23 protein-coding genes are annotated in these 20334 nt (G+C 53.5%); 12 read left to right on the top strand and 11 right to left on the bottom strand.

Going from position 1 to position 20334, the window contains the following annotated elements; genetic code table 11:
- The first annotated feature begins 8 nt into the window (after positions 1–8).
- From lptE to lipA, 12 genes are all read left to right on the top strand, one after another.
- A complete protein-coding gene (lptE, locus tag FVB43_RS13145; RefSeq protein ID WP_133845591.1) occupies positions 9–608 on the top strand; it encodes an LPS assembly lipoprotein LptE in 600 nt (199 codons plus the stop codon).
- A complete protein-coding gene (holA, locus tag FVB43_RS13140) occupies positions 605–1636 on the top strand; it encodes a DNA polymerase III subunit delta (protein WP_167864127.1) in 1032 nt (343 codons plus the stop codon). The genes lptE and holA overlap by 4 nt, the downstream gene beginning before the upstream one ends.
- Positions 1629–2285, top strand: coding sequence for a nicotinate-nucleotide adenylyltransferase (gene nadD / locus FVB43_RS13135; protein ID WP_133845595.1), 657 nt, complete (start codon positions 1629–1631; stop codon positions 2283–2285). The genes holA and nadD overlap by 8 nt, the downstream gene beginning before the upstream one ends.
- A gap of 133 nt (positions 2286–2418) precedes the next feature.
- Complete coding sequence (gene rsfS / locus FVB43_RS13130; RefSeq protein ID WP_062745328.1) at positions 2419–2736, top strand: ribosome silencing factor; 318 nt, start codon at positions 2419–2421, stop codon at positions 2734–2736.
- A 3-nt stretch (positions 2737–2739) separates the two neighbouring features.
- Positions 2740–3210, top strand: coding sequence for a 23S rRNA (pseudouridine(1915)-N(3))-methyltransferase RlmH (gene rlmH, locus FVB43_RS13125; protein ID WP_056240011.1), 471 nt, complete (start codon positions 2740–2742; stop codon positions 3208–3210).
- 33 nt (positions 3211–3243) lie between these two features.
- Positions 3244–5148 carry a peptidoglycan DD-transpeptidase MrdA gene (gene mrdA / locus FVB43_RS13120; RefSeq protein WP_133845598.1) on the top strand — a complete coding sequence of 635 codons (1905 nt, stop codon included), beginning with the start codon at positions 3244–3246 and terminating at the stop codon, positions 5146–5148.
- A gap of 6 nt (positions 5149–5154) precedes the next feature.
- Positions 5155–6267, top strand: a complete 1113-nt coding sequence (mrdB, locus tag FVB43_RS13115) for a peptidoglycan glycosyltransferase MrdB (RefSeq protein ID WP_133845600.1) — start codon at positions 5155–5157, stop codon at positions 6265–6267.
- An 11-nt stretch (positions 6268–6278) separates the two neighbouring features.
- Positions 6279–7436, top strand: a complete 1158-nt coding sequence (gene rlpA, locus FVB43_RS13110) for an endolytic peptidoglycan transglycosylase RlpA (protein WP_159337440.1) — start codon at positions 6279–6281, stop codon at positions 7434–7436.
- 100 nt (positions 7437–7536) lie between these two features.
- On the top strand, positions 7537–8748 hold the full coding sequence (gene dacA, locus FVB43_RS13105) for a D-alanyl-D-alanine carboxypeptidase DacA (protein WP_133845604.1): 1212 nt from the start codon (positions 7537–7539) through the stop codon (positions 8746–8748).
- A 137-nt stretch (positions 8749–8885) separates the two neighbouring features.
- Positions 8886–9149: a DUF493 family protein YbeD gene (gene ybeD / locus FVB43_RS13100; protein ID WP_062745316.1), complete on the top strand. Its 264-nt coding sequence runs from the start codon at positions 8886–8888 to the stop codon at positions 9147–9149.
- Between the two features lie 75 nt (positions 9150–9224).
- Positions 9225–9893: a lipoyl(octanoyl) transferase LipB gene (gene lipB / locus FVB43_RS13095; protein WP_420361217.1), complete on the top strand. Its 669-nt coding sequence runs from the start codon at positions 9225–9227 to the stop codon at positions 9891–9893.
- Positions 9894–10083: 190 nt separating this feature from the next.
- Positions 10084–11049 (top strand): lipoyl synthase, encoded by a 966-nt coding sequence (gene lipA, locus FVB43_RS13090; RefSeq protein ID WP_133845608.1) that lies wholly within the window; start codon positions 10084–10086, stop codon positions 11047–11049.
- Positions 11050–11108: 59 nt separating this feature from the next.
- On the opposite strand, the gene tatE is transcribed toward lipA, so the two are convergent.
- The 11 genes from tatE to ltnD all read right to left on the bottom strand — a co-directional run bounded on the left by tatE (position 11109) and on the right by ltnD (position 20165).
- Positions 11109–11312: a twin-arginine translocase subunit TatE gene (tatE, locus tag FVB43_RS13085; protein ID WP_133845610.1), complete on the bottom strand. Its 204-nt coding sequence runs from the start codon at positions 11310–11312 to the stop codon at positions 11109–11111.
- A 173-nt stretch (positions 11313–11485) separates the two neighbouring features.
- On the bottom strand, positions 11486–12289 hold the full coding sequence (locus tag FVB43_RS13080; RefSeq protein ID WP_167864165.1) for a deaminated glutathione amidase: 804 nt from the start codon (positions 12287–12289) through the stop codon (positions 11486–11488).
- Between the two features lie 25 nt (positions 12290–12314).
- Positions 12315–12740, bottom strand: a complete 426-nt coding sequence (locus FVB43_RS13075) for a GNAT family N-acetyltransferase (RefSeq protein ID WP_133845612.1) — start codon at positions 12738–12740, stop codon at positions 12315–12317.
- A 401-nt stretch (positions 12741–13141) separates the two neighbouring features.
- Entirely contained in the window at positions 13142–13351 is a 210-nt protein-coding gene (gene cspE / locus FVB43_RS13070) for a transcription antiterminator/RNA stability regulator CspE (protein WP_004156612.1), read from the bottom strand.
- 150 nt (positions 13352–13501) lie between these two features.
- The gene (pagP, locus tag FVB43_RS13065) at positions 13502–14071 is read right to left on the bottom strand and encodes a lipid IV(A) palmitoyltransferase PagP (protein ID WP_133845614.1); all 570 of its coding nucleotides are present in this window, start codon (positions 14069–14071) and stop codon (positions 13502–13504) included.
- An 835-nt stretch (positions 14072–14906) separates the two neighbouring features.
- On the bottom strand, positions 14907–14990 hold the full coding sequence (locus FVB43_RS24950; protein ID WP_017346848.1) for a small membrane protein YohP: 84 nt from the start codon (positions 14988–14990) through the stop codon (positions 14907–14909).
- Between the two features lie 97 nt (positions 14991–15087).
- Positions 15088–16443 carry a GntP family transporter gene (locus tag FVB43_RS13060; RefSeq protein ID WP_133845616.1) on the bottom strand — a complete coding sequence of 452 codons (1356 nt, stop codon included), beginning with the start codon at positions 16441–16443 and terminating at the stop codon, positions 15088–15090.
- A 146-nt stretch (positions 16444–16589) separates the two neighbouring features.
- Entirely contained in the window at positions 16590–17366 is a 777-nt protein-coding gene (locus tag FVB43_RS13055) for an HPr family phosphocarrier protein (RefSeq protein ID WP_167864126.1), read from the bottom strand.
- A gap of 2 nt (positions 17367–17368) precedes the next feature.
- The gene (gene otnC / locus FVB43_RS13050; RefSeq protein ID WP_159337445.1) at positions 17369–17992 is read right to left on the bottom strand and encodes a 3-oxo-tetronate 4-phosphate decarboxylase; all 624 of its coding nucleotides are present in this window, start codon (positions 17990–17992) and stop codon (positions 17369–17371) included.
- Positions 17989–19251: a 3-oxo-tetronate kinase gene (otnK, locus tag FVB43_RS13045; RefSeq protein WP_133845622.1), complete on the bottom strand. Its 1263-nt coding sequence runs from the start codon at positions 19249–19251 to the stop codon at positions 17989–17991. The genes otnC and otnK overlap by 4 nt, the downstream gene beginning before the upstream one ends.
- Entirely contained in the window at positions 19251–20165 is a 915-nt protein-coding gene (gene ltnD / locus FVB43_RS13040) for an L-threonate dehydrogenase (RefSeq protein WP_133845624.1), read from the bottom strand. The genes otnK and ltnD overlap by 1 nt, the downstream gene beginning before the upstream one ends.
- Positions 20166–20334 lie beyond the last annotated feature (169 nt).

Below are 20334 nucleotides of genomic sequence, written 5' to 3'. Positions count from 1 at the left end.
GAGGAATTGTGCGACATCCTATAGTCTCTCTGTTACTCAGCCTGGCGGTGTTGATCACCGCCGGTTGTGGTTACCATCTGCGCGGCACCACATCGGTGCCGCCGGAAATGAAAACCCTGATTCTCGATACCGCTGACCCGTACGGTCCACTGACTCGCGAGGTGCGTGAACAGTTAAGACTGAACGATGTTAACATTATTGATAATCCGCAAGAGCGCACCGATGTCCCTTCCCTGCGTCTGATGGGCGAAACTCGGGGTCGTGATACCGCCTCGATTTTCCAGGACGGTAAAACGGCGGAGTATTCAATGGTGATGACTGTTAATGCTCAGGTACTGGTACCCAATAAGGGCATCTATCCAATCAGCGCCACGGTGTATCGTTCATTCTTTGATAACCCACTGGCAGCGTTGGCGAAAGACTCTGAACAGCAGATCATTGTCAATGAAATGCGAACTCAGGCCGTGCAGCAGCTGGTGCGCAAGCTTCTCACCGTGCATGCGGCTGAGAACGATGCGTCAATCAACACGCTTGGCAATACCCCCTCAGCGGTCGACCGTTTACCGACTGATCCGGGCAGTATGTCGGACAGTTCTTACACACGATGATCAGGATTTACCCTGAACAGCTAGGCGCGCAACTCCGTGAGGGGCTGCGCGCCTGTTATTTATTGAGTGGTAATGAACCGCTGCTGCTGCAGGAAGCACAGGATGACATTCGTGCCGCCGCCCAGCAGCAGGGCTTTACCGAACACTTCAGTGTCACACTGGAAGCGAGCACAGACTGGCAGGATATTTTTGCCATCTGTCAGGCGCTCAGTCTGTTTTCCAGCCGCCAGACACTGCAACTGACTTTGCCAGAAAATGGCCCCAATGCCGCGACAGGTGAACAACTGCTCACCCTGTCGACACTGCTGCACAGCGATATTCTGCTGGTGCTGCGAGCCGCCAAACTGACCAAGGCGCAGGAAAATAGCGCCTGGTATAAAGCGCTCAGTGCACAAGGTGTTGTGGTTCCCTGCCAGACGCCGGAACAGGCGCAACTGCCGCGCTGGGTTTCTGCACGCGCCAAAAAGCACCAACTCACGCTGGATGATGCCGCTAATCAGCTGTTGTGTTACTGCTACGAAGGCAACCTGCTGGCTTTGTCGCAAGCGCTGGAGCGGCTTTCGCTGCTGTGGCCGGACGGAAAGCTGACGCTACCCCGCGTTGAGCAGGCGGTAAACGATGCTGCGCACTTTACCCCTTTCCACTGGGTAGACGCCCTGCTGGCAGGTAAAAGCAAACGCGCCCTGCACATCCTGCACCAGATGCATTCAGAAGATAGCGAGCCGGTGATCCTGATGCGAACCCTGCAACGCGACCTGCTGCTGCTGGTGACGTTACAGCGACAAATGGCACAGACGCCGCTCCGCACGCTGTTCGATCAGCATCGCGTCTGGCAGAACCGCCGTACGCTATTCAGCGATGCATTACAGCGACTGAGTGCCATGCAACTCGCCCAGGCGGTAAGGCTGCTAACGCAGATTGAGTTAACACTGAAGCAGGATTACGGCAAGTCTGTTTGGTCTGAGCTGGAAACCCTGGCGCTGATGTTATGCCATCCATCATTCCCGGCGAGTTTTTGTGATGTCTGATCGCTACGCGCTCCATGCGCTGTTCGGTGGCACATTTGACCCGATTCATTACGGTCACCTGAAACCAGCAGAAGCACTGGCCCATCTCACCGGGCTGGAAAAAGTGACATTATTGCCGAACAACGTCCCGCCACATCGTCCACAGCCGGAAGCCACACCAGAACAGCGTGTGGCGATGGTAAAACTGGCGATTAGCGATAACCCGCTGTTTGACCTTGATCTGCGGGAAATGCAGCGCGACACGCCGTCTTATACTATCGACACGCTGGCAGCCCTGCGCCTTGAACGCGGTGACCGACAGCCACTCGCCTTTATCATTGGTCAGGATTCCCTGCTCACCTTACACAAATGGCATCGCTGGCAGGATTTACTGTCACTTTGCCACCTGCTGGTCTGTCAACGCCCCGGCTATCGCAGTGAAATGGAGACACCAGAGCTGCAACGCTGGCTTGACTGTCATCTGACAACACAGCCACAGGTGCTACAACAATCGCCCGCCGGTAATATTCTTCTGGCTGAAACACCGTTGATTGATATTTCCGCCACGGAAATCCGCGCTCGCCGCCATCGGGGCCAGTCGGATGTCGACCTGCTGCCCCCGGCAGTCAGCGACTACATCGATCGCGAGGGTTTATATCGTAACCTCTAACAGCGTGATATACTGCGCCGCTCAAATTTTCAGGGCGTAAGCCCCGCAAACACACAATGTTACGGTTATCATTTCGGCTGACATAGCTTATATGAGATAACCCATCAGACTTAAAATCCCAAGGGGGAACCTTTTGCAAGGTCAAGCACTCCAAGACTTCGTCATTGATAAATGTGACGATTTAAAAGCTCAGGACATCATTGCTATCGACGTTCAGGGCAAATCAAGCATCACCAGCTGCATGGTTATCTGCACCGGTACTTCAACACGTCATCTGGTTTCAATCGCAGAACACGTGGTACAGGAAGCCAAGCTGATCGGTCTGGATGCATTTCGCGTGAACAGCCGTGCCCCAAGTGACTGGGTAGTGGTTGATCTCGGTGAAGTCATTGTTCATGTGATGGAAGCTGAGAGCCGTAAGCTCTACGAACTGGAAAAGCTCTGGAGTTAAACCGTGAAGCTTCAACTGGTCGCCGTCGGCACCAAAATGCCTGACTGGGTACAAACTGGTTTTATGGAATATCTGCGGCGTTTTCCCAAAGATATGCCCTTTGAACTGGTTGAAGTGCCCGCCGGAAAGCGCGGTAAAAATGCGGATATCAAACGCATTCTGGAAAAAGAAGGCGAACTGATGCTGGCCGCCGCAGGAAAAGGCAACCGCATCGTCACGCTGGATATACCCGGCCAGCCGTGGGAAACCCCGCAGCTTGCCAGCCAGCTGGAGCGCTGGAAGCAGGATGGCCGTGATGTCAGCCTGTTTATTGGCGGACCGGAAGGCTTGTCACCCGCCTGCAAGGCTGCGGCGGAACAAAGCTGGTCACTCTCGGCGCTAACCCTGCCCCATCCGCTGGTACGCGTATTGGTTGCAGAGAGTTTATATCGTGCATGGAGCATTACTGCGAATCATCCTTATCATCGCGAATAGCGAATAAGGCTAACCGGACTGACAAAGCAGCGGATGAAATTACAACGTAACTCCTTTCGTGACTACACCGCCGAGCAGACACTGTTTGTTCGCAGGGCTCTGATTGCATTTTTTGGCATTATCACACTTTCCGGTGTTCTGGTGGCCAATCTGTACCACCTGCAAATCATCCGCTTTGATGACTACAGCACGCGCTCCAATGAAAACCGCATCAAGCTGGTTCCTGTCGCACCGAGTCGCGGTATTATTTACGATCGTAATGGCGTCCCGCTGGCGCTTAATCGCACCATTTATCAGCTTGAGCTGATGCCCGAAAAAGTGGAGAACCTGCAGCAGACGTTGCAGGAACTTAAACCGATTATCGATCTCACCGATGACGATATCGAAGCCTTTCAAAAAGAGCGCAAACGCTCGCGCCGCTTTACGTCTATCGCGGTGAAAACCAGCCTGAACGATGTCCAGGTGGCGCGTTTCGCCGTGAACCAATATCGCTTCCCCGGCGCTGAAGTCAAAGGCTACCAGCGTCGCTATTATCCCTACGGATCTGCCCTGACCCATGTGCTGGGTTACGTGTCGAAAATTAACGATCGTGACGTCGAGCGCCTGGACAAAGAGGGTAAATGGCCGAACTATGCTGCCACTCATGACATCGGCAAATTGGGTATTGAACGCTACTATGAAGATGTTCTGCACGGTAAAACCGGCTACGAAGAAGTAGAAGTTAACAATCGTGGCCGCGTGATCCGCCAGTTGCATGAGCAATCCCCTCAGGCCGGGCGTGATATCTACCTGACCATCGATCTTAAACTTCAGCAATATATCGAAACCTTGCTGGCAGGTAGCCGTGCGGCAGTAGTGGTAACGGATCCGCGGAATGGCGAAATCCTGTCGATGGTTTCCATGCCAAGCTATGATCCAAATCTGTTTGTCGATGGTATCTCGAGTAAAGATTACAACGGCCTGCTGCATGACGAAAACCGCCCATTGATTAACCGTGCCACCCAGGGTGCCTACCCTCCCGCCTCAACGGTGAAACCGTATATTGCGGTCTCCGCCCTGACGGCAGGTGTTATCACCCGCAATACCAGTTTGTTCGACCCCGGCTGGTGGCAGCTGCCCGGTTCTGAGAAGCGCTTTCGTGACTGGAAACGCTGGGGTCATGGTCGTCTGAATGTCACCAAATCGCTGGAAGAATCTGCCGATACCTTCTTCTATCAGGTCGCCTATGATATGGGCATTGACCGTCTGGGCGAATGGATGAGCAAATTCGGTTACGGTCATCTTTCGGGCATCGATCTGATCGAAGAAACCCCGGGTAACATGCCCACGCGCGAATGGAAAATGAAGCGCTTTAAGAAACCCTGGTACCAGGGTGATACCATCCCGGTGGGCATCGGCCAGGGTTACTGGACCGCGACACCGGTGCAGATGAACAAAGCGCTGATGATCCTGATTAACGACGGTGTGATTAAAACGCCACACCTGATGATGGACACCATGCAAGGCTCGGTGAAAGTGCCGTGGCGTCAACCCCCGGCTGCGCCTATCGCGGATATTCACACCGGATACTGGGAAATTGCGAAAGACGGGATGTATGGCGTGGCGAACCGTCCAAACGGTACGGCGCGTAAAAGCTTTGACGATGCGCCCTATAAAATTGCCGCCAAGTCCGGTACCGCGCAGGTATTTGGCCTGAAAGCGAACGAAACCTACAACGCCCACAAACTGACTGAGCGCCTGCGTGACCATAAACTGATGACCGCGTTTGCGCCTTATGATCACCCACGCGTGGCCGTCAGTATTATTCTCGAAAACGGCGGCGCAGGCCCGGCAGTCGGTACGATCATGCGCCAGATACTCGACCATATTATTCTTGGCGATAACAATACCAACCTGCCTGACGCTGCACCAACGCCGCCAGGCTATGAAGGCGAATAACCGGTTATGAATGATAGCCATCAAAAACGGACAATCTGGACTCGCATCCACGTTGATCCTCTATTTTGCCTCATCATTACCGCGCTGCTGATCTACAGTGCGCTGGTGATGTGGAGTGCCAGCGGCCAGGATCCCGGCATGATGGAGCGCAAGCTCGGTCAAATCGCCATGGGCGTGATTGTCATGCTGGTGATGGCGCAGATCCCACCACGCGTCTACGAAGGGTGGGCACCCTATCTGTATATTGTCTGCGTGATCCTGCTGATTGCGGTCGATGCGTTCGGTCATATCAGTAAAGGCGCACAGCGCTGGCTGGATCTCGGCGTGGTACGATTCCAACCATCGGAAATCGCTAAAATAGCCGTACCACTGATGGTGGCGCGCTTTATTAACCGTGATGTCTGCCCGCCTACGCTGAAAAATACCGCTATCGCGCTGGTACTGATCTTTATGCCGACCCTGCTGGTGGCTGCACAGCCCGATCTGGGAACGTCGATCCTGATTGCCGCTTCCGGGCTTTTTGTCCTTTTCCTGTCTGGCATGAGCTGGAAACTGATCGCTGTTGCGGTGCTGCTGGTCGCCGCATTTATCCCGATCCTGTGGTTCTTCCTGATGCACGACTATCAGCGCGATCGCGTGATGATGTTGCTGGATCCGGAAAGTGATCCGCTGGGGGCGGGTTACCATATTATTCAATCGAAGATAGCCATCGGCTCTGGTGGCCTGCGCGGGAAGGGGTGGCTGCATGGAACCCAGTCACAGCTGGAGTTTTTACCGGAGCGTCACACGGACTTTATTTTCGCCGTACTGGCCGAAGAATTAGGATTAGTCGGGGTGCTGGTTCTGCTGATACTCTACGTGCTGCTGATTATGCGCGGCCTGATGATGGCCGCCCGCGCGCAGACAACCTTTGGTCGCGTGATGGCTGGTGGAATGATGCTGATCTTCTTTGTTTATGTTTTTGTTAACATTGGCATGGTGAGCGGCATTCTGCCCGTTGTTGGGGTACCGTTACCGCTGGTGAGCTACGGGGGTTCCGCGCTGATCGTCCTGATGGCCGGGTTCGGGATCATTATGTCGATTCACACCCATCGAAAACTGTTGTCGAAGAGCGTTTAAGAGGCATAAACATGCGTAAGGATTGGCTTTGGATTGCCCTGGCTTCAGCATTGCTGGCAGCCTGTACTACTGACAGCGACCAGCAGGCGCCCGTCACCCAACAGCAAGCGACCTATAACGGCCCGGTGGTCGAGATTGGCGGTGCGGAGCCTCGCTATGAACCGATTAATCCCGGCACCAGCCAGGATTATTCGGTCAACGGCAAAAATTATAAAATTGTCAAAGATCCATCGAACTTCAGTCAGGTTGGCCTGGCTGCATGGTATGGCGAAGAAGCCAACGGCAACCGTACCGCAACGGGCGAAACCTTCGATCCGAACGCCATGACGGCCGCACACCCCACGCTGCCTCTGCCCAGCTACGTCCGTGTGACCAATATTGCCAATGGCCGTATGATTGTGGTGCGCGTCAACGATCGCGGCCCTTACACGCCAGGCCGTATTATTGACCTGTCTCGTGCGGCAGGCGACCGCCTTAATATCTCCAATAACAGCAAAGTCCGCGTCGATTACATTGCTGTCGCACCGGATGGCAGCCTGTCAGGCCCGGGGACGGTTGGCACTACCGTGGCGAAACAGAGCTATGCACTGCCCTCGCGCCCGGAAATTGGTGGCGGTATGACAATGGGCGGCGGTGCTGCTTCGACACCCGTGATGTCATCATCACCATCACAGCCCGCACAGTACTCCAGTCCGCAGCCACAGGAAATGGAACAACAGTCACGTCCGGTGGATAACGGCTCGCTGAACAGTGATAACACCATGGGCGCTCCCGTGCGCAGCAGTGGTTTCCTTGGCGCGGCACAACCCTTACCGGGCGGCGTACTGGAAAGCAGTGAACCGGTCGCGGTAACACCTTCCGCTTCTTCAGCCCCTGCTGCTGTCGCGGCCCCAACGGCAGCAGCAGCAGCTTCACGCCCTGCAACGGGTGCCACCGGCAATTATGTGGTGCAGGTTGGCGCACTGAGCGATGGTCCACGTGCACGCCAGCTGGCAACCAGTTTGGGTAAACAGTTCGGCGTTCCCGGCTCAGTAGACAGCCGTGGCAATGTGTATCGCGTCCAGCTTGGTCGTTTCACTTCGCGCCAGCAGGCCGCCGCATTACAGCAGCGCCTGGCGAGTGAAGCACAGCAACAATCGTTTATTACTGTCGCACCTGACGCAATGTAATTCTCCACCGATCCGCCAGATTTAGGCGGGTCGTGGCAGGATGATTTTGCTATAGTGAGTCACTTTTTTTAACCTAGCCCATGGATGTTGTTGTCCTTACATGAACACTCTGAAGCCATCCCGACTGCTCAAACGCCTGACTACAGGCACGCTTATCGCCCTCAGCCTCAATGTTGTCGCTTATGCTGACGACCTGAACATCAAGACCATGATCCCCGGCGTACCGGAAATTGATGCTGAAGCCTATGTCCTGATCGATTACAACTCAGGGAAAGTCCTGGCTGAGAAGAATGCCGATGCGCGCCGTGACCCGGCGAGTCTGACAAAAATGATGACCAGCTATGTCATCGGCCAGGCGGTCAAAGCCGGTAAAATCCATCAGGATGATATCGTCACCGTCGGGAAAGATGCCTGGGCCACCGGCAACCCGGTGTTCAAAGGTTCGTCTCTGATGTTTCTGAAGCCTGGCGACCGCGTACCGGTCTCCCAGCTGACGCGCGGTATCGTACTGCAATCAGGTAATGATGCCTGTGTGGCCATGGCCGATTATGTTGCCGGCAGTCAGGATGCGTTCGTGGGCCTGATGAACAACTACGTGAAAGCGCTGGGCCTGCAAAACACTCACTTCCAGACGGTCCACGGTCTGGACGCTGAAGGGCAGTACAGCTCTGCGCGCGATATGGCGCTGATTGGCCGCTCACTGATCCGTGATGTGCCGGACGAATACGCTGTTTATCACGAGAAAGAGTTCACCTTTAATAATATTCGCCAGACCAACCGTAACGGTTTGTTGTGGGATACCAGCCTCAACGTTGACGGTATTAAAACCGGCCACACCGATGCGGCAGGTTACAACCTGGTGGCCTCTGCGACCGAAGGCCAGATGCGTTTGATCTCCACCGTGATGGGCGGCCACACCTACAAAGGGCGTGAAACCGAGAGCAAGAAATTGCTGACCTGGGGCTTCCGCTTCTTCGAAACGGTGGCACCACTGAAAGCCGGGAAAGAGTTTGCATCTGAGCCTGTATGGTTCGGTAACAGCGATCGTGTGCAGCTGGGCGTGGAAAAAGATGTGTTCCTTACCATCCCTCGTGGCCGCATGAAAGACCTGAAAGCCAGCTATACCCTGAGCAATACCGAGCTGCATGCTCCCTTGCAGAAAAACCAGGTCGTCGGCAGCATCAACTTCCAGTTGGACGGCAAAACCATTGAACAGCACCCACTGGTGGTGCTGAATGATATGCCGGAAGGTGGCTTCTTTGGCCGCATCATTGATTATATCAAACTGATGTTCCACCACTGGTTCGGTTAACCACAGATCCGGGTTGGGCATGCCCGACCCCTACGCGATCGCTCACATCTTGAAATTAATCTCTAATATCCCCATATTGTGAGTATCTGTTTACTCCCGCTGCGGCGGGAGTCCTTGTTGGTGTCACCGGAGTCCATATGAAAACCAATCTTAAAGAACTGCTCGAATTCCCCACCTCTTTTACCTATAAAGTGATGGGTCTGGCACAGCCGGAGCTGGTCGATCAAGTGGTTGAAGTGGTGCAGCGTCATGCACCAGGTGACTACTCTCCGGATGTTAAACCAAGCAGCAAAGGCAATTATCATTCGGTGTCGATTACCATCACCGCCACCCACATCGAACAGGTCGAAACCCTGTATGACGAGTTGGGTAAGATTGAAATTGTCCGCATGGTGCTGTAACCCTGACGTTGGCGGGGGCAAGCTGGCTCTTGCCCTGTGCCAACGTTATACTGTTCCCCTCGTTACCCAACCGGATTGTCCGTTTTGCCTCACACTAGCCTGATTATCCGCCAACTCGGCATGCAGCCCTGGGCGCCTGTTTCTCTCGCCATGCATCAGTTCACCGACCAGCGTGACGATAATACGCCGGACGAGATCTGGCTGGTGGAACACCCCCCGGTGTTTACTCAGGGGCAGGCAGGAAAAAGTGAACACCTGTTAATGCCCGGCGACATTCCAGTCATGCAGAGCGATCGTGGCGGCCAGGTGACTTATCATGGCCCCGGTCAGCAGATCATGTATGTGATGGTGAATCTGAAGCGTCGTAAAACGGGCGTACGCCAGCTGGTTACCGCCCTTGAACAAACGGTGATCGATACACTGGCGCATTTTTCCGTGACCGCCAATGCGCGCCCCGATGCCCCGGGTGTCTATGTTGACGGCAAAAAAATCTGCTCATTAGGGCTGCGGATCCGCAATGGCTGCTCCTTTCACGGCCTTGCGCTGAATATTGATATGGATTTAACCCCTTTCCTGCGCATTAACCCCTGCGGCTATGCCGGAATGGAGATGACACAGCTGGCGGCACTCACTGCCTCTGCGACACCTGCCGATATCCAGCCGTTGCTGATCAAAAATTTTGCTCTTCAACTGGCAATAACTGACGTTTCCTGGAGCGAAAGTACGGAACTCCCGCTAAGATAGGGGGCAAATACGTATGTTGCTTTACAATTCTGCAACGCTTTCTCGCACAGTCAGGCTGAATCTGCTGCGAGGAGATGATATAATTTTTGCGCTTTATCAAAAAAAGTTGAAAATCACCAACTCATTGAGTGTTAGCGGCTGTTTTGTATACGAATAGATTGCCGCAATCCAACCTGGAACCTGCAAGAATATGAGTAAACCGATCGTGATGGAACGCGGTGTAAAATACCGCGACGCAGACAAAATGGCATTGATCCCGGTGAAAACCGTGATGACCGAGCGTACGGAGATTTTACGTAAGCCAGACTGGATGCGTATTAAACTTCCTGCCGATTCCAGCCGTATTCAGGGCATCAAAGCCGCGATGCGTAAAAATGGTCTGCATTCCGTTTGCGAAGAGGCTTCCTGCCCTAACCTGTCTGAATGTTTTAACCACGGCACGGCCACCTTTATGATTCTGGGCGCCATCTGTACACGCCGCTGCCCGTTCTGCGATGTGGCCCACGGCCGCCCGGTAACACCTGATGCCAATGAACCCGGCAAACTGGCACAGACCATCGCGGATATGGCACTGCGCTACGTGGTGATCACCTCGGTTGACCGTGATGACCTACGCGATGGCGGAGCACAGCACTTTGCTGACTGTATCCGTGCTATCCGTGAAAAAAGCCCTGCGATTAAAATCGAAACGCTGGTGCCTGATTTCCGTGGTCGTATGGACCGCGCACTGGAAATTCTGATTGATACACCACCGGATGTGTTTAACCACAACCTGGAAAACGTGCCGCGCGTTTACCGCCAGGTACGTCCGGGTGCTAACTATGACTGGTCACTGAAATTGCTGGAGCGCTTTAAAGAAGCTCACCCGGACGTTCCAACCAAGTCAGGCCTGATGGTGGGATTGGGTGAAACTAATGCAGAAATCGTTGAAGTGATGCGTGATCTGCGTCGCCATGGCGTGACCATGCTGACCCTCGGGCAATATCTGTCGCCAAGCCGCCACCATTTACCCGTACAGCGCTATGTGAGCCCTGCTGAGTTCGACGAAATGAAAGAAGCCGCAATGGATATGGGCTTCACCCATGCAGCCTGTGGCCCGTTCGTACGTTCGTCATACCATGCTGATCTGCAGGCGAAAGGGTTGGAAGTAAAGTAATCCTTCTGCCCGGAGCAAAAAAAACGGATGACAATGTCATCCGTTTTTTTTGAGCAGAATTACTCTTTGTGAGAGATCTGTCCGGCGTTTTTCTCTTCTGACGAGGCTTTCTGCGCAGAAGAATCATCGTCATTCATCGCCTTCTTAAATCCCTTTATGGCCGAACCTAAATCCCCTCCCAGGGTGCGCAGTTTTTTGGTTCCGAATAACAGGACGATTAACGCGCCAACGATCAGCAATTTGCCAAGACTGAGACCTTCCATACTTACCTTCTTTCATTTATCTGACCGTCACAACGGTCGGTAACAGGCGAGTATTAACGCGCTGATGGCGTGAAATTACAACTGCAATCTGTAACAGAATATGCGCTGTATTGGCGCAGCGTGGCTGACCAGATTTAACGTCCCCAGCATCAGCGCAATAGCGTGTTATTTCATTACTGAGTCTTCCCACAATCAAGTTCAGGGCGGGCAAAGCGACGATTCTCTAATACCGGCAATGCACGGCGTGCATCGGCAATACGCTGTGGGTCGACCTCGGCAAACACCAGTGCCGCGCCTTCTGCGGCTTTGGCAATCGCCACACCGAGCGGGTCAACCACCAGGCTATTGCCGATATTACGCGGGCCGCACTCACCCACCGCGACCACATAACAGGTATTCTCCAGCGCTCGGGCGGTCACCAGCACCTCCCAGTGCATCTCTTTCAGCGGCCCTTTCACCCAGGCAGCAGGCAGTACCAACAGGTCAGCACCGTCCAGCGCCAGGCGACGTGCCAGCTCAGGGAAGCGGACGTCATAACAGGTCATCAACCCGACCTTCAACCCGTCCACATCCACCAGCGAAGGGACATTATTGCCCGCCGTGACATTGCGCGACTCCTGCATCGCAAAGGCGTCATACAGATGCAGTTTGTCGTAACGGGCAATAATCTCACCGTTACGGATCGCCACCAGCGCATTCAGCGCCCGTCCATCCGCCGTCGGTACGTGCACCGTCATCATCGTCGTCAGCGTATTCGCCCGACTGGCGGCCAGGACCTGGCTGAGGAACGGGCCATCAAGCGGCTGCGCCGCTTTTAGCACCAGGTCCGGGTCGGTAATATCACGCGCCAGCACCCCTTCTGGCAGCACCAGCAGTCTTGCTCCCTGCTGCTCTGCCTGAGCCATTAAGCCAATGCAGATATCGGCGTTATCTTGCCACTCACGGCTCACGGCGAACTGTCCTAATGCCACTTTCATCGTCATCGTTATGCTCCTGGGGCGGTCAGGTCAAATCTTTGATGTGGTAGCGTGGTGATTCCTGGTAACCCTCGCGCGCGTAAAACGCATTCGCCTTTTCACGACGCTCATGGCAGTGTACCTCGACCCGGTCACAGCCACGCTCCATTGCCAACTGCTCAGCATGTTGTAACAGCTGCTGCCCGGCCCCTTTGCTGCGCTCACCTTCGGCAATGCAGAAATAGCTGATACGGGCAAAATCCCCTGCCAACGCAAGCTGTGGAATAAAATGCAACGACAGAAACCCCAATACCGTATTTCCCTGTTCGGCAATAAGAAGTTGTTCAGTCTCGTCGATCATCAGTTGAGCCAGCCTGCGTTCAATAAAAGGCGCGGTATCCGCATAGCCCAGTTCTGTTAACAATGCGCTGAGGGCAAAAGCATCTTTCGATTCAGCCAGACGAATATTCATGGTCATTCTCCGCAATATGCCAACAAGCCGGGTGAACAGGTGAAAACTTCTGCCTATGTTTATAGCTGTAGCAAGGCAGTCCCTGCAAGGAGCCAGATCACAGGGTAATGTTACAAAAGCTAATTCGTGTAAGGATCCCCTTAATTATGGCGTGCAACCCCCTATTTTAATGTTTCCTTAATAATCGCACGGCACACTGGTCATCATTCAGCCAACAGAGATGATCGCCATGAACCTTCTTCCCCGCCACAAAAATGAGTATCTTGCCGTCCTGCTGGCCTGTACTGCGACTGTTGCCTGGCTAATGCAGTATTTCAACACGTAGAGACATACTGTGCCCCCGGATCGCAGGCGAAAAAAAACCCGCCATTGGCGGGTTTTTAAAAATTCTGTCTGATAACTTAAATAGCGGCAACGTTAGCAGCAGATGGGCCTTTGGCACCGTTGGTGATTTCGAACTCTACGCGCTGACCTTCAGCCAGAGTTTTGAAACCATTGCTCTGGATGGCAGAGAAGTGTACGAACACGTCTTTGCTACCATCTTCAGGAGTAATGAAACCGAATCCTTTGGACTCATTAAACCACTTAACGCTACCTTTGATCTTAGACATCTATATTACCTTTACATGAAAAATGGACACTAAACTGTGTCGGGGGTTAGTACAGCAATTGCCAAGGCTTTTGTCCAGTAGCCGAGGACGAAAAAGTGATAAATATCGCCTTTTTTTACCCGACATCATTTTTACGACAAACCCCGGAGATTAAAACTGCCAGCGCAGCCAGGCGAAGAAAACATTGCCGTTATTGTAAGTTCCTGGAATGTAAGTCATCTGGAAAGTTGCAGGCCCATAGCCGACTGAGGCCAGCGGCAGCACCAGTGGGATCGGGATGTAGTTCCAGTTATCACGCATTGTTACCCCGGCGGTATACCCCAGGCCAAGGCGGAAGTCAGGGTCATTAAGCGGTCGCCAGGTTTTCTCCCAGCCATAACCGCCAATCGGTTCCCACTTATTATAAGAGTCCTTAAACACCATCAGATAGATGCCATTCCAGTTACCCTTTTCGTCATAACGTGAAACACCGCCACCCGCGCCCCAGGGACGTTCATTGTAGCGGTCCGTTTTCTCTTTGTCGTAAGTCCAGCGGTTATGCCAGGTAATAGCAGGGACATAGAGATCGACAGTTTGTGGTTCATTCCATGTCTGGCTAACGTTATCACTGAAGGAATGCCAGGTATCAGCAATCCCATCTCCGAGAGTTGCCGCATGCGCGCTGCTCAGAGTCAGCCCACCGAGCAGGGTTGAAAGTAATAAGGCCGGTTTTGTGTTCACGATAAATTCACTGCTCCCTGGATGATCGCTGTATGCAACATCCTCAACGTTAGTCAGAAACCCTGACCAAATGTATTACCCGTTCTGGTAATAATTATAAACAAAGCACTTAAACACTCCATTAATCACCGAAATATATCCCATCAGTAAAAAGAGCATTCCCGTTATTTCACATTATAAAACATCGGTGTAGGTAAGAAAAAATATAATTCAGCTGAGAAAATATCACACCAGGAAAACTCGTAAACTTCAGCAGTAATCTTTCCAAAAAGTGAAAAAAACCTTCACAACGCTAATCAATCAGTAAAAATTCGGTGAAGTTTACTTGATGAAAATCATTGTACAGTGAATGAAATGACTGTTTTTATCCTCAATAATTCGAAAAAACTGATAAAAAAACCGTAAAAACTACAAAAATCATACTATTAGCCGTTAATTCACAAAGCTAATTAATGAATATTATTTATAGATCTCCTCGGAATTTTTGATAAGATAATTCTCATTGAATAGCACTCAGGAAGAGTAGAGGTTGTGAAAATGCTAAGGTGTGGCAGGTGCGGAAGTTCAAAATTTATATTCACGACGCGTAATGATAGTACTGAATATCACGGGGCTGCTTGTGCAGTCTGTCATAAGCGTCTGAATCCACATGATGTCTGCATCCGTTCTGCGGAATCGGTTTCAGTATGGCCAGCGAAAAAAGGCGATAAGCATGCCGTATGCTACTTTACGGATAAACCCTTACGCGGCTGATGTTGACGGAATGACGTTGAGTACGGGGCCAGCAAACTGCTGACCGCCGTGTTAAAACGGAATAATGCTTATCCACATACCGTTAGAAAATAAGCTTGAATACACCGGTAATAGTCAGCAGACCGACAATAAAGATGATCGCAATAATCCAGAGAATAATTTTCATTCCATGCCCTCTTCTCATAAAAAAAGTCACTACAACGTAGTGACTTAAGTATAGAAGAAGATTGATTCTTCGCTTGGTGAAACCGATCAGACAAACACTACAGCACCAGAGACAGCATCCATACCAGCGCAAAACCGGTCAATCCCATCGCCGTTGTCAGCACGGTCCAGGTTCTCAGACCGTCGGCGACCGACAGGCCAAGATAACGCGTCACCACCCAGAATCCGGCATCATTCACATGCGACAGCCCCAGGCCACCGAAGCAGGCAGACAGGGTGACCAGCACCAGTTGTGTATCACTTAACCCGGTGACCGCCTGCGTCAGCAGGCCACTGGTCGTCAGAATGGCAACGGTCGCCGATCCCTGCGAGGCACGCAGTGCCAGCGACAGAATAAAAGCAGCCGGAATCAACGGCAGATGGATAGTTTCCAGCGACAGTGCCAATGCTTTACCGACGCCTGATTCCACCAACACCTTACCAAACGCGCCCCCTGCACCTGCTACCAGAATCACCCCTGCTGAACTCGGAATAGCGCGGTCCAGCAATTCGCTGAGCTTTTCTTTGCTCCAGCCACGGCGCAGACCGAGCAACCAGGCAGAAAGCGCCAGTGCGATCAGTAATGCAATGGCCGGCGTCCCCACCAGCGTCAGGAACTGACGCAGGCTGTTGCCTTCCGGCAGCACGCTATGTGCCAGTGTACCCACCACAATCAGGACAATCGGCACCACAATGAGCGATGAAATCATCCAGGCACCCGGTGGCAATTCCTGATTCTGACGCGGGCTACTTTCCGGTTTCGCCAGTTGAAGCTGCTCCAGGACGTCCAGCGATAAATGATACTGACGGCGGTTCATCACTTTCGCGACAAAATAACCCACCACACCGACCGGAATCGATACCGCGATACCCAGCAACATCAACCAGCCCATATCAGACCCTAACAACCCCGCCGCTGCCGCTGCCCCCGGATGAGTAGGCAATGCGACGTGCACGGTTAACATCACCCCCGCCATCGGCAAACCATATTTTAACGGAGAGACGCGCGCCACTTTGGTGAAACCGTAAATCAGCGGGATAACAATAATGAACCCGACTTCGAAGAAGACTGGAATCCCGAGGATAAACGCCGCCATAGTCAGTGCAGCGACGGTGCGTTTGACTCCCAGCGTATGGGTAAAGCGCTGTGCCAGCGACTCCGCTCCGCCGGACGATTCAATGATCGCACCCAGCATGGCGCCCAGCACGATAATAATGGTAATCGAGCCGAGCAGCCCGCCCATACCGGAAACAATCACCTTCATAATGTTATCGGCAGGTATACCGGTCGAGATCGCCACTAACAGGCTGACGACCAGCAGAGCAACAAACGGATGAACTTTGGCTTTAATCACCAGCAGCAGCAGGATCAGCACGCTGGCAACAGCAATGGTTAATAACAGGGCAGTAGACATCTTTGCAGCCTCGTAGGGTTTTATTTTTTACGCAGTGCTCTACAGCACCGTTTTATTTCATTTTCCCCGGCTTTACCGCCTGATTCAGGCAGCAAAAAGCCAGCGCTGCGCGCCAGAACACGCAGCGTTCATCACAACAGGTCCTGTTATTTAAAGGCGTTAAACCAGCCCAGTCCTTCCAGCGTGGTGGTGCGCGGGAAATACTCGCAGCCAATCCAGCCGCTATATCCGCTACGATCGAGCAGATCGAACAGCCACGGATAGTTAATTTCACCCTCGTCCGGTTCATGACGATCCGGTGCGGAAGCAATCTGGATATGCTGATACTGCCCGATATAGTCAGTAATCAGATGGCTCAGGTTGCCATCTACCAACTGCGCATGGAACAGATCGAGCTGGCTGAACACGCCTGGGCGGTCGATACGTTTGATGATATCCAGCACCTGATACTGGCTGGAATAGAGATAATTGGGTTTCGTCTTTGGATTCAACGCTTCCAGCAAAACACGCACGCCATGCGGAGCAAAGCGCTCTGCGGCATAGCGCACGTTATCGATGAAAGTGCGGCAGTAAGCCTCACGGTCAGCCCCTTCCGGCACCACTGACGCCATGATATGAACCTGGCGGCAGTTCAGCGTCAGCGCATACTCCAGCGCCCGATCGATATCTTTGCGGGCATCCACTTCACGGCCGGGGATTGCAGAAACCCCCCACTCACCCGCCGCTGTATTACCGGGCGCCGTATTGAACAGCACCAGTTCCAGATGATTGCGGGTTAACGCCTGCTTTAACGTATCGGCGTCGTAATCATAGGGAAAAAGAAACTCTACCCCATGAAAACCAGCTTCAGCTGCGGCATCAAAACGCGCCAAAAATGGCAGTTCGTTAAACAGGGTGGACAGATTGGCAGCAAATTTAGGCATGTTCAGCTCCGTAATTCAGCCACTTCGTCATCATTAAGATAACGAATCGGGCGGTCGCCCAGCGTAAAGATCAGTCGGGCAGTCTCTTCCAGTTCTTCGGTATTATCAGCGGCTTCACGCAGGGTTTTCCCCACCACCACCGGACCATGATTCGCCAGCAGAAACGCCTTGTAGTGCGGGGCCAGTTTCGCCAGGTCCTCTCCCAGGCGCTCATCGCCCGGGCGATAATAAGGCACCACGGGGACATCGCCCACGCGCATCACCACATACGGCGTGAATGGGCGAATACAGTTTTTCGTGTCCAGCCCTTCCAGGCAGGAGAGCGCAGTAAGATACAGGCAGTGCAGGTGAACAATCGCCCCACATGCCGGATTATTCAGATAAATAGCGCGATGAAAGCTGATCTCTTTCGACGGTTTATCACCGCCAATCCACTCTCCTTCCGGGGTCACTTTCGATAGCCTTTCTGCGACCAGCTCACCCAGGCAGGAGCCGGTGGGCGTCGCCAGCAACGTACCATCTTCCAGTCGCATAGACAGATTCCCGGCTGAGCCCGTGGCATAGCCACGCTGGAAAAACGAAGCGCCCAGCCGGACCATCTCTTCACGTGCTTGTTGTTCAGTCATACTACGAACTCCGTTTGTGCGCGGGCAAAAAAGTTTTCATCGCCGAAATTACCGGATTTCAGCGCCAGCGAAACGGGCTGCCCGAGGGCGCGCACCCAGGGCACGCCTGGCGAAATCACCGGGCCGATATGAAATGCATCAATGCCTAACGTCTGCGCTACTACGCCGGAGGTTTCCCCTCCTGCCACGATAAAACGCTGCCAGCCACGCTGTTGCAGCTCACGCACCACAGCGGCAAACAACTGCTCAACGGCTTCACTGCTGTGCGCGGCGCCATACTGCTGCTGAATACGTTGCAGGGTTTCCGGGTCTGAGGTCGCGAACAACAACGGGGCCAGTGCATCCGATTCGTGCTGCACCACCCAGTCGCACAGTTCGCTGGCGTAACGGTCGCGCTCATGCAGCGCACGTTCCACATCAATCGCCGCGGCTGCAGCCTGCTGGCGATAACGCGCCACCTGGCGGTTGGTCATGGTCGAGCAGGAACCAGACAGCACCACTGCGCGCTGGCCCTGCGGCGCACCCGCGGCCTGAGCACGCGCACTATCGTGCCCGGCACTGGCCCACTGGCGCGCCAGGCCGATTGCCAGCCCTGAGCCGCCCGTCACCAGGCGGCGATCGCGCAGCGCTTCTCCCTGGGTCAGCAGATGCTGCTCATTCAGCGCATCCAGCACTACATACTGCACGCCCTGCTGTGCCAGTTCCTCCAGCGCCTGACGCACTGCATCGGCGCCCTGATCCAGCGTCTGACTGTTAATCAATCCCGCCTTACCGCTGGCCTGCGCTTCCATCAGCCTTAACAGATTGCTGTCGGTCATCGGCGTTACAGGGTGATGACGCATACCGGAATCTGACAGCAGCTGATCCATGACAAAAAGATGCCCCTGATACACCGTGCGACCATTCACCGGCAGTGACGGAGAGATAATGGTTTGTGACTCACCCAGTGCCGCCAGCAGCGCATCGGTGACCGGGCCAATATTCCCCTGTGCGGTACTGTCAAAAGTGGAGCAGTATTTAAAATAAAAACGTTCGCACCCCTGCTGCTGTAACCAGGCAAGCGCCTGTAACGAATCAGCCACCGCTTTCTCCGCTGCACAGGAGCGCGACTTCAGACTGACAACAATGGCATCAGCCTGCGACGATAGTGGCCCTGCTGGCACGCCATTGACCTGCACGGTAGACATGCCGTTCTGTACCAGGAAACTGGCAATATCCGTCGCCCCGGTAAAATCATCCGCAATCACCCCCAGACGCATTATTTCTGCTCCTGTTTTACGGGCAGCGTAATGCCGCTGAAAATCTTAATCACTGCGCTGTCATCTTCGCGGCCAAAGCCCGCGTTACTGGCGGAGGTAAACATATTGAATGCCGTGGACGCCAGCGGCAGTGGGAAATGCAGCGCTTTCGCCGTGTCAGCAACCAGGCCGAGATCTTTAACAAAAATATCGACCGCCGATTTCGGTGAATAATCGCCGTCAACCACATGACGCATACGGTTTTCAAACATCCAGGAGTTGCCCGCGGCGTTGGTCACCACGTCATACATGGTATCCAGTGGAATACCGGCGCGGGCGGCCAGTGCCATCGCTTCTGCGCCTGCGGCAATATGAACACCGGCGAGCAACTGGTGAATGATCTTCACTGTCGAACCAAGACCAATCTCGCTGCCAATGCGATACACTTTTCCCGCTACCGCGTCCAGCACGGGCTGTAACCGATCAAATGCCTCATCACTACCGGAGGCCATCACGGTCATTTCACCGGTTGCCGCTTTCGCTGCCCCACCGGATACCGGTGCATCGAGCATAATTAACTGGTGTGCGGCCAGCTGCTGTTCAATCGCCTGTGCATCCTGCGCAGAGATCGTCGAAGAAACCATCACCACGGTGCCGGGTGTTAAGCGTGACGCCAGTCCGTGCTCCGCAAACAAAATCTGTTTCACCTGGGCGGCATTCACCACCAGCAGCAGCACCGCATCAAGCTGGGCTGCAAAGTCATTGGCCGAGTTCTCCGCCGCCTGCGCACCGCTGTCGCGCAGTGTTTGCAGAGCCTGTGGGTTAAGATCCACGCCCCAGGTTTTCAGGCCCGCTTTGATACAGGACTGCGCAGCTCCCATCCCCATAGAACCGAGGCCGACGACACAAACCGACATTGATGTTGCCTTAGACATACGCACTCCGTGTTAATTTTGGTGATTATTTGTTTTGATATGTGAAGTATAGGCGCTTTTATCGGCACTTTTGGTGACGTGCATCACAACAATTAACCGTAAAAAAGGAAGGAATAACAAGAATTAACACCGCAGCACGATAACCGTGATATAAAAATACTCATTTAAA

Source organism: Erwinia rhapontici (assembly GCF_012271765.1).
Lineage (GTDB): Bacteria > Pseudomonadota > Gammaproteobacteria > Enterobacterales > Enterobacteriaceae > Erwinia > Erwinia rhapontici.
This window is presented reverse-complemented; position numbering and strand designations above follow the sequence as displayed.

Excerpts from the sequence above, each read along its gene's own strand:
- holA (WP_167864127.1), top strand. The coding sequence starts at position 605 with ATGATCAGGATTTACCCTGAACAGCTAGGCGCGCAACTCCGTGAGGGG.
- nadD (WP_133845595.1), top strand. The coding sequence starts at position 1,629 with ATGTCTGATCGCTACGCGCTCCATGCGCTGTTCGGTGGCACATTTGAC.
- mrdA (WP_133845598.1), top strand. The coding sequence starts at position 3,244 with ATGAAATTACAACGTAACTCCTTTCGTGACTACACCGCCGAGCAGACA.
- mrdB (WP_133845600.1), top strand. The coding sequence starts at position 5,155 with ATGAATGATAGCCATCAAAAACGGACAATCTGGACTCGCATCCACGTT.
- rlpA (WP_159337440.1), top strand. The coding sequence starts at position 6,279 with ATGCGTAAGGATTGGCTTTGGATTGCCCTGGCTTCAGCATTGCTGGCA.
- dacA (WP_133845604.1), top strand. The coding sequence starts at position 7,537 with ATGAACACTCTGAAGCCATCCCGACTGCTCAAACGCCTGACTACAGGC.
- ybeD (WP_062745316.1), top strand. The coding sequence starts at position 8,886 with ATGAAAACCAATCTTAAAGAACTGCTCGAATTCCCCACCTCTTTTACC.
- lipA (WP_133845608.1), top strand. The coding sequence starts at position 10,084 with ATGAGTAAACCGATCGTGATGGAACGCGGTGTAAAATACCGCGACGCA.
- tatE (WP_133845610.1), bottom strand. The coding sequence starts at position 11,312 with ATGGAAGGTCTCAGTCTTGGCAAATTGCTGATCGTTGGCGCGTTAATC.
- FVB43_RS13080 (WP_167864165.1), bottom strand. The coding sequence starts at position 12,289 with ATGAAAGTGGCATTAGGACAGTTCGCCGTGAGCCGTGAGTGGCAAGAT.
- FVB43_RS13075 (WP_133845612.1), bottom strand. The coding sequence starts at position 12,740 with ATGAATATTCGTCTGGCTGAATCGAAAGATGCTTTTGCCCTCAGCGCA.
- cspE (WP_004156612.1), bottom strand. The coding sequence starts at position 13,351 with ATGTCTAAGATCAAAGGTAGCGTTAAGTGGTTTAATGAGTCCAAAGGA.
- FVB43_RS24950 (WP_017346848.1), bottom strand. The coding sequence starts at position 14,990 with ATGAAAATTATTCTCTGGATTATTGCGATCATCTTTATTGTCGGTCTG.
- FVB43_RS13060 (WP_133845616.1), bottom strand. The coding sequence starts at position 16,443 with ATGTCTACTGCCCTGTTATTAACCATTGCTGTTGCCAGCGTGCTGATC.
- FVB43_RS13055 (WP_167864126.1), bottom strand. The coding sequence starts at position 17,366 with ATGCCTAAATTTGCTGCCAATCTGTCCACCCTGTTTAACGAACTGCCA.
- otnC (WP_159337445.1), bottom strand. The coding sequence starts at position 17,992 with ATGACTGAACAACAAGCACGTGAAGAGATGGTCCGGCTGGGCGCTTCG.
- otnK (WP_133845622.1), bottom strand. The coding sequence starts at position 19,251 with ATGCGTCTGGGGGTGATTGCGGATGATTTTACCGGGGCGACGGATATT.
- ltnD (WP_133845624.1), bottom strand. The coding sequence starts at position 20,165 with ATGTCTAAGGCAACATCAATGTCGGTTTGTGTCGTCGGCCTCGGTTCT.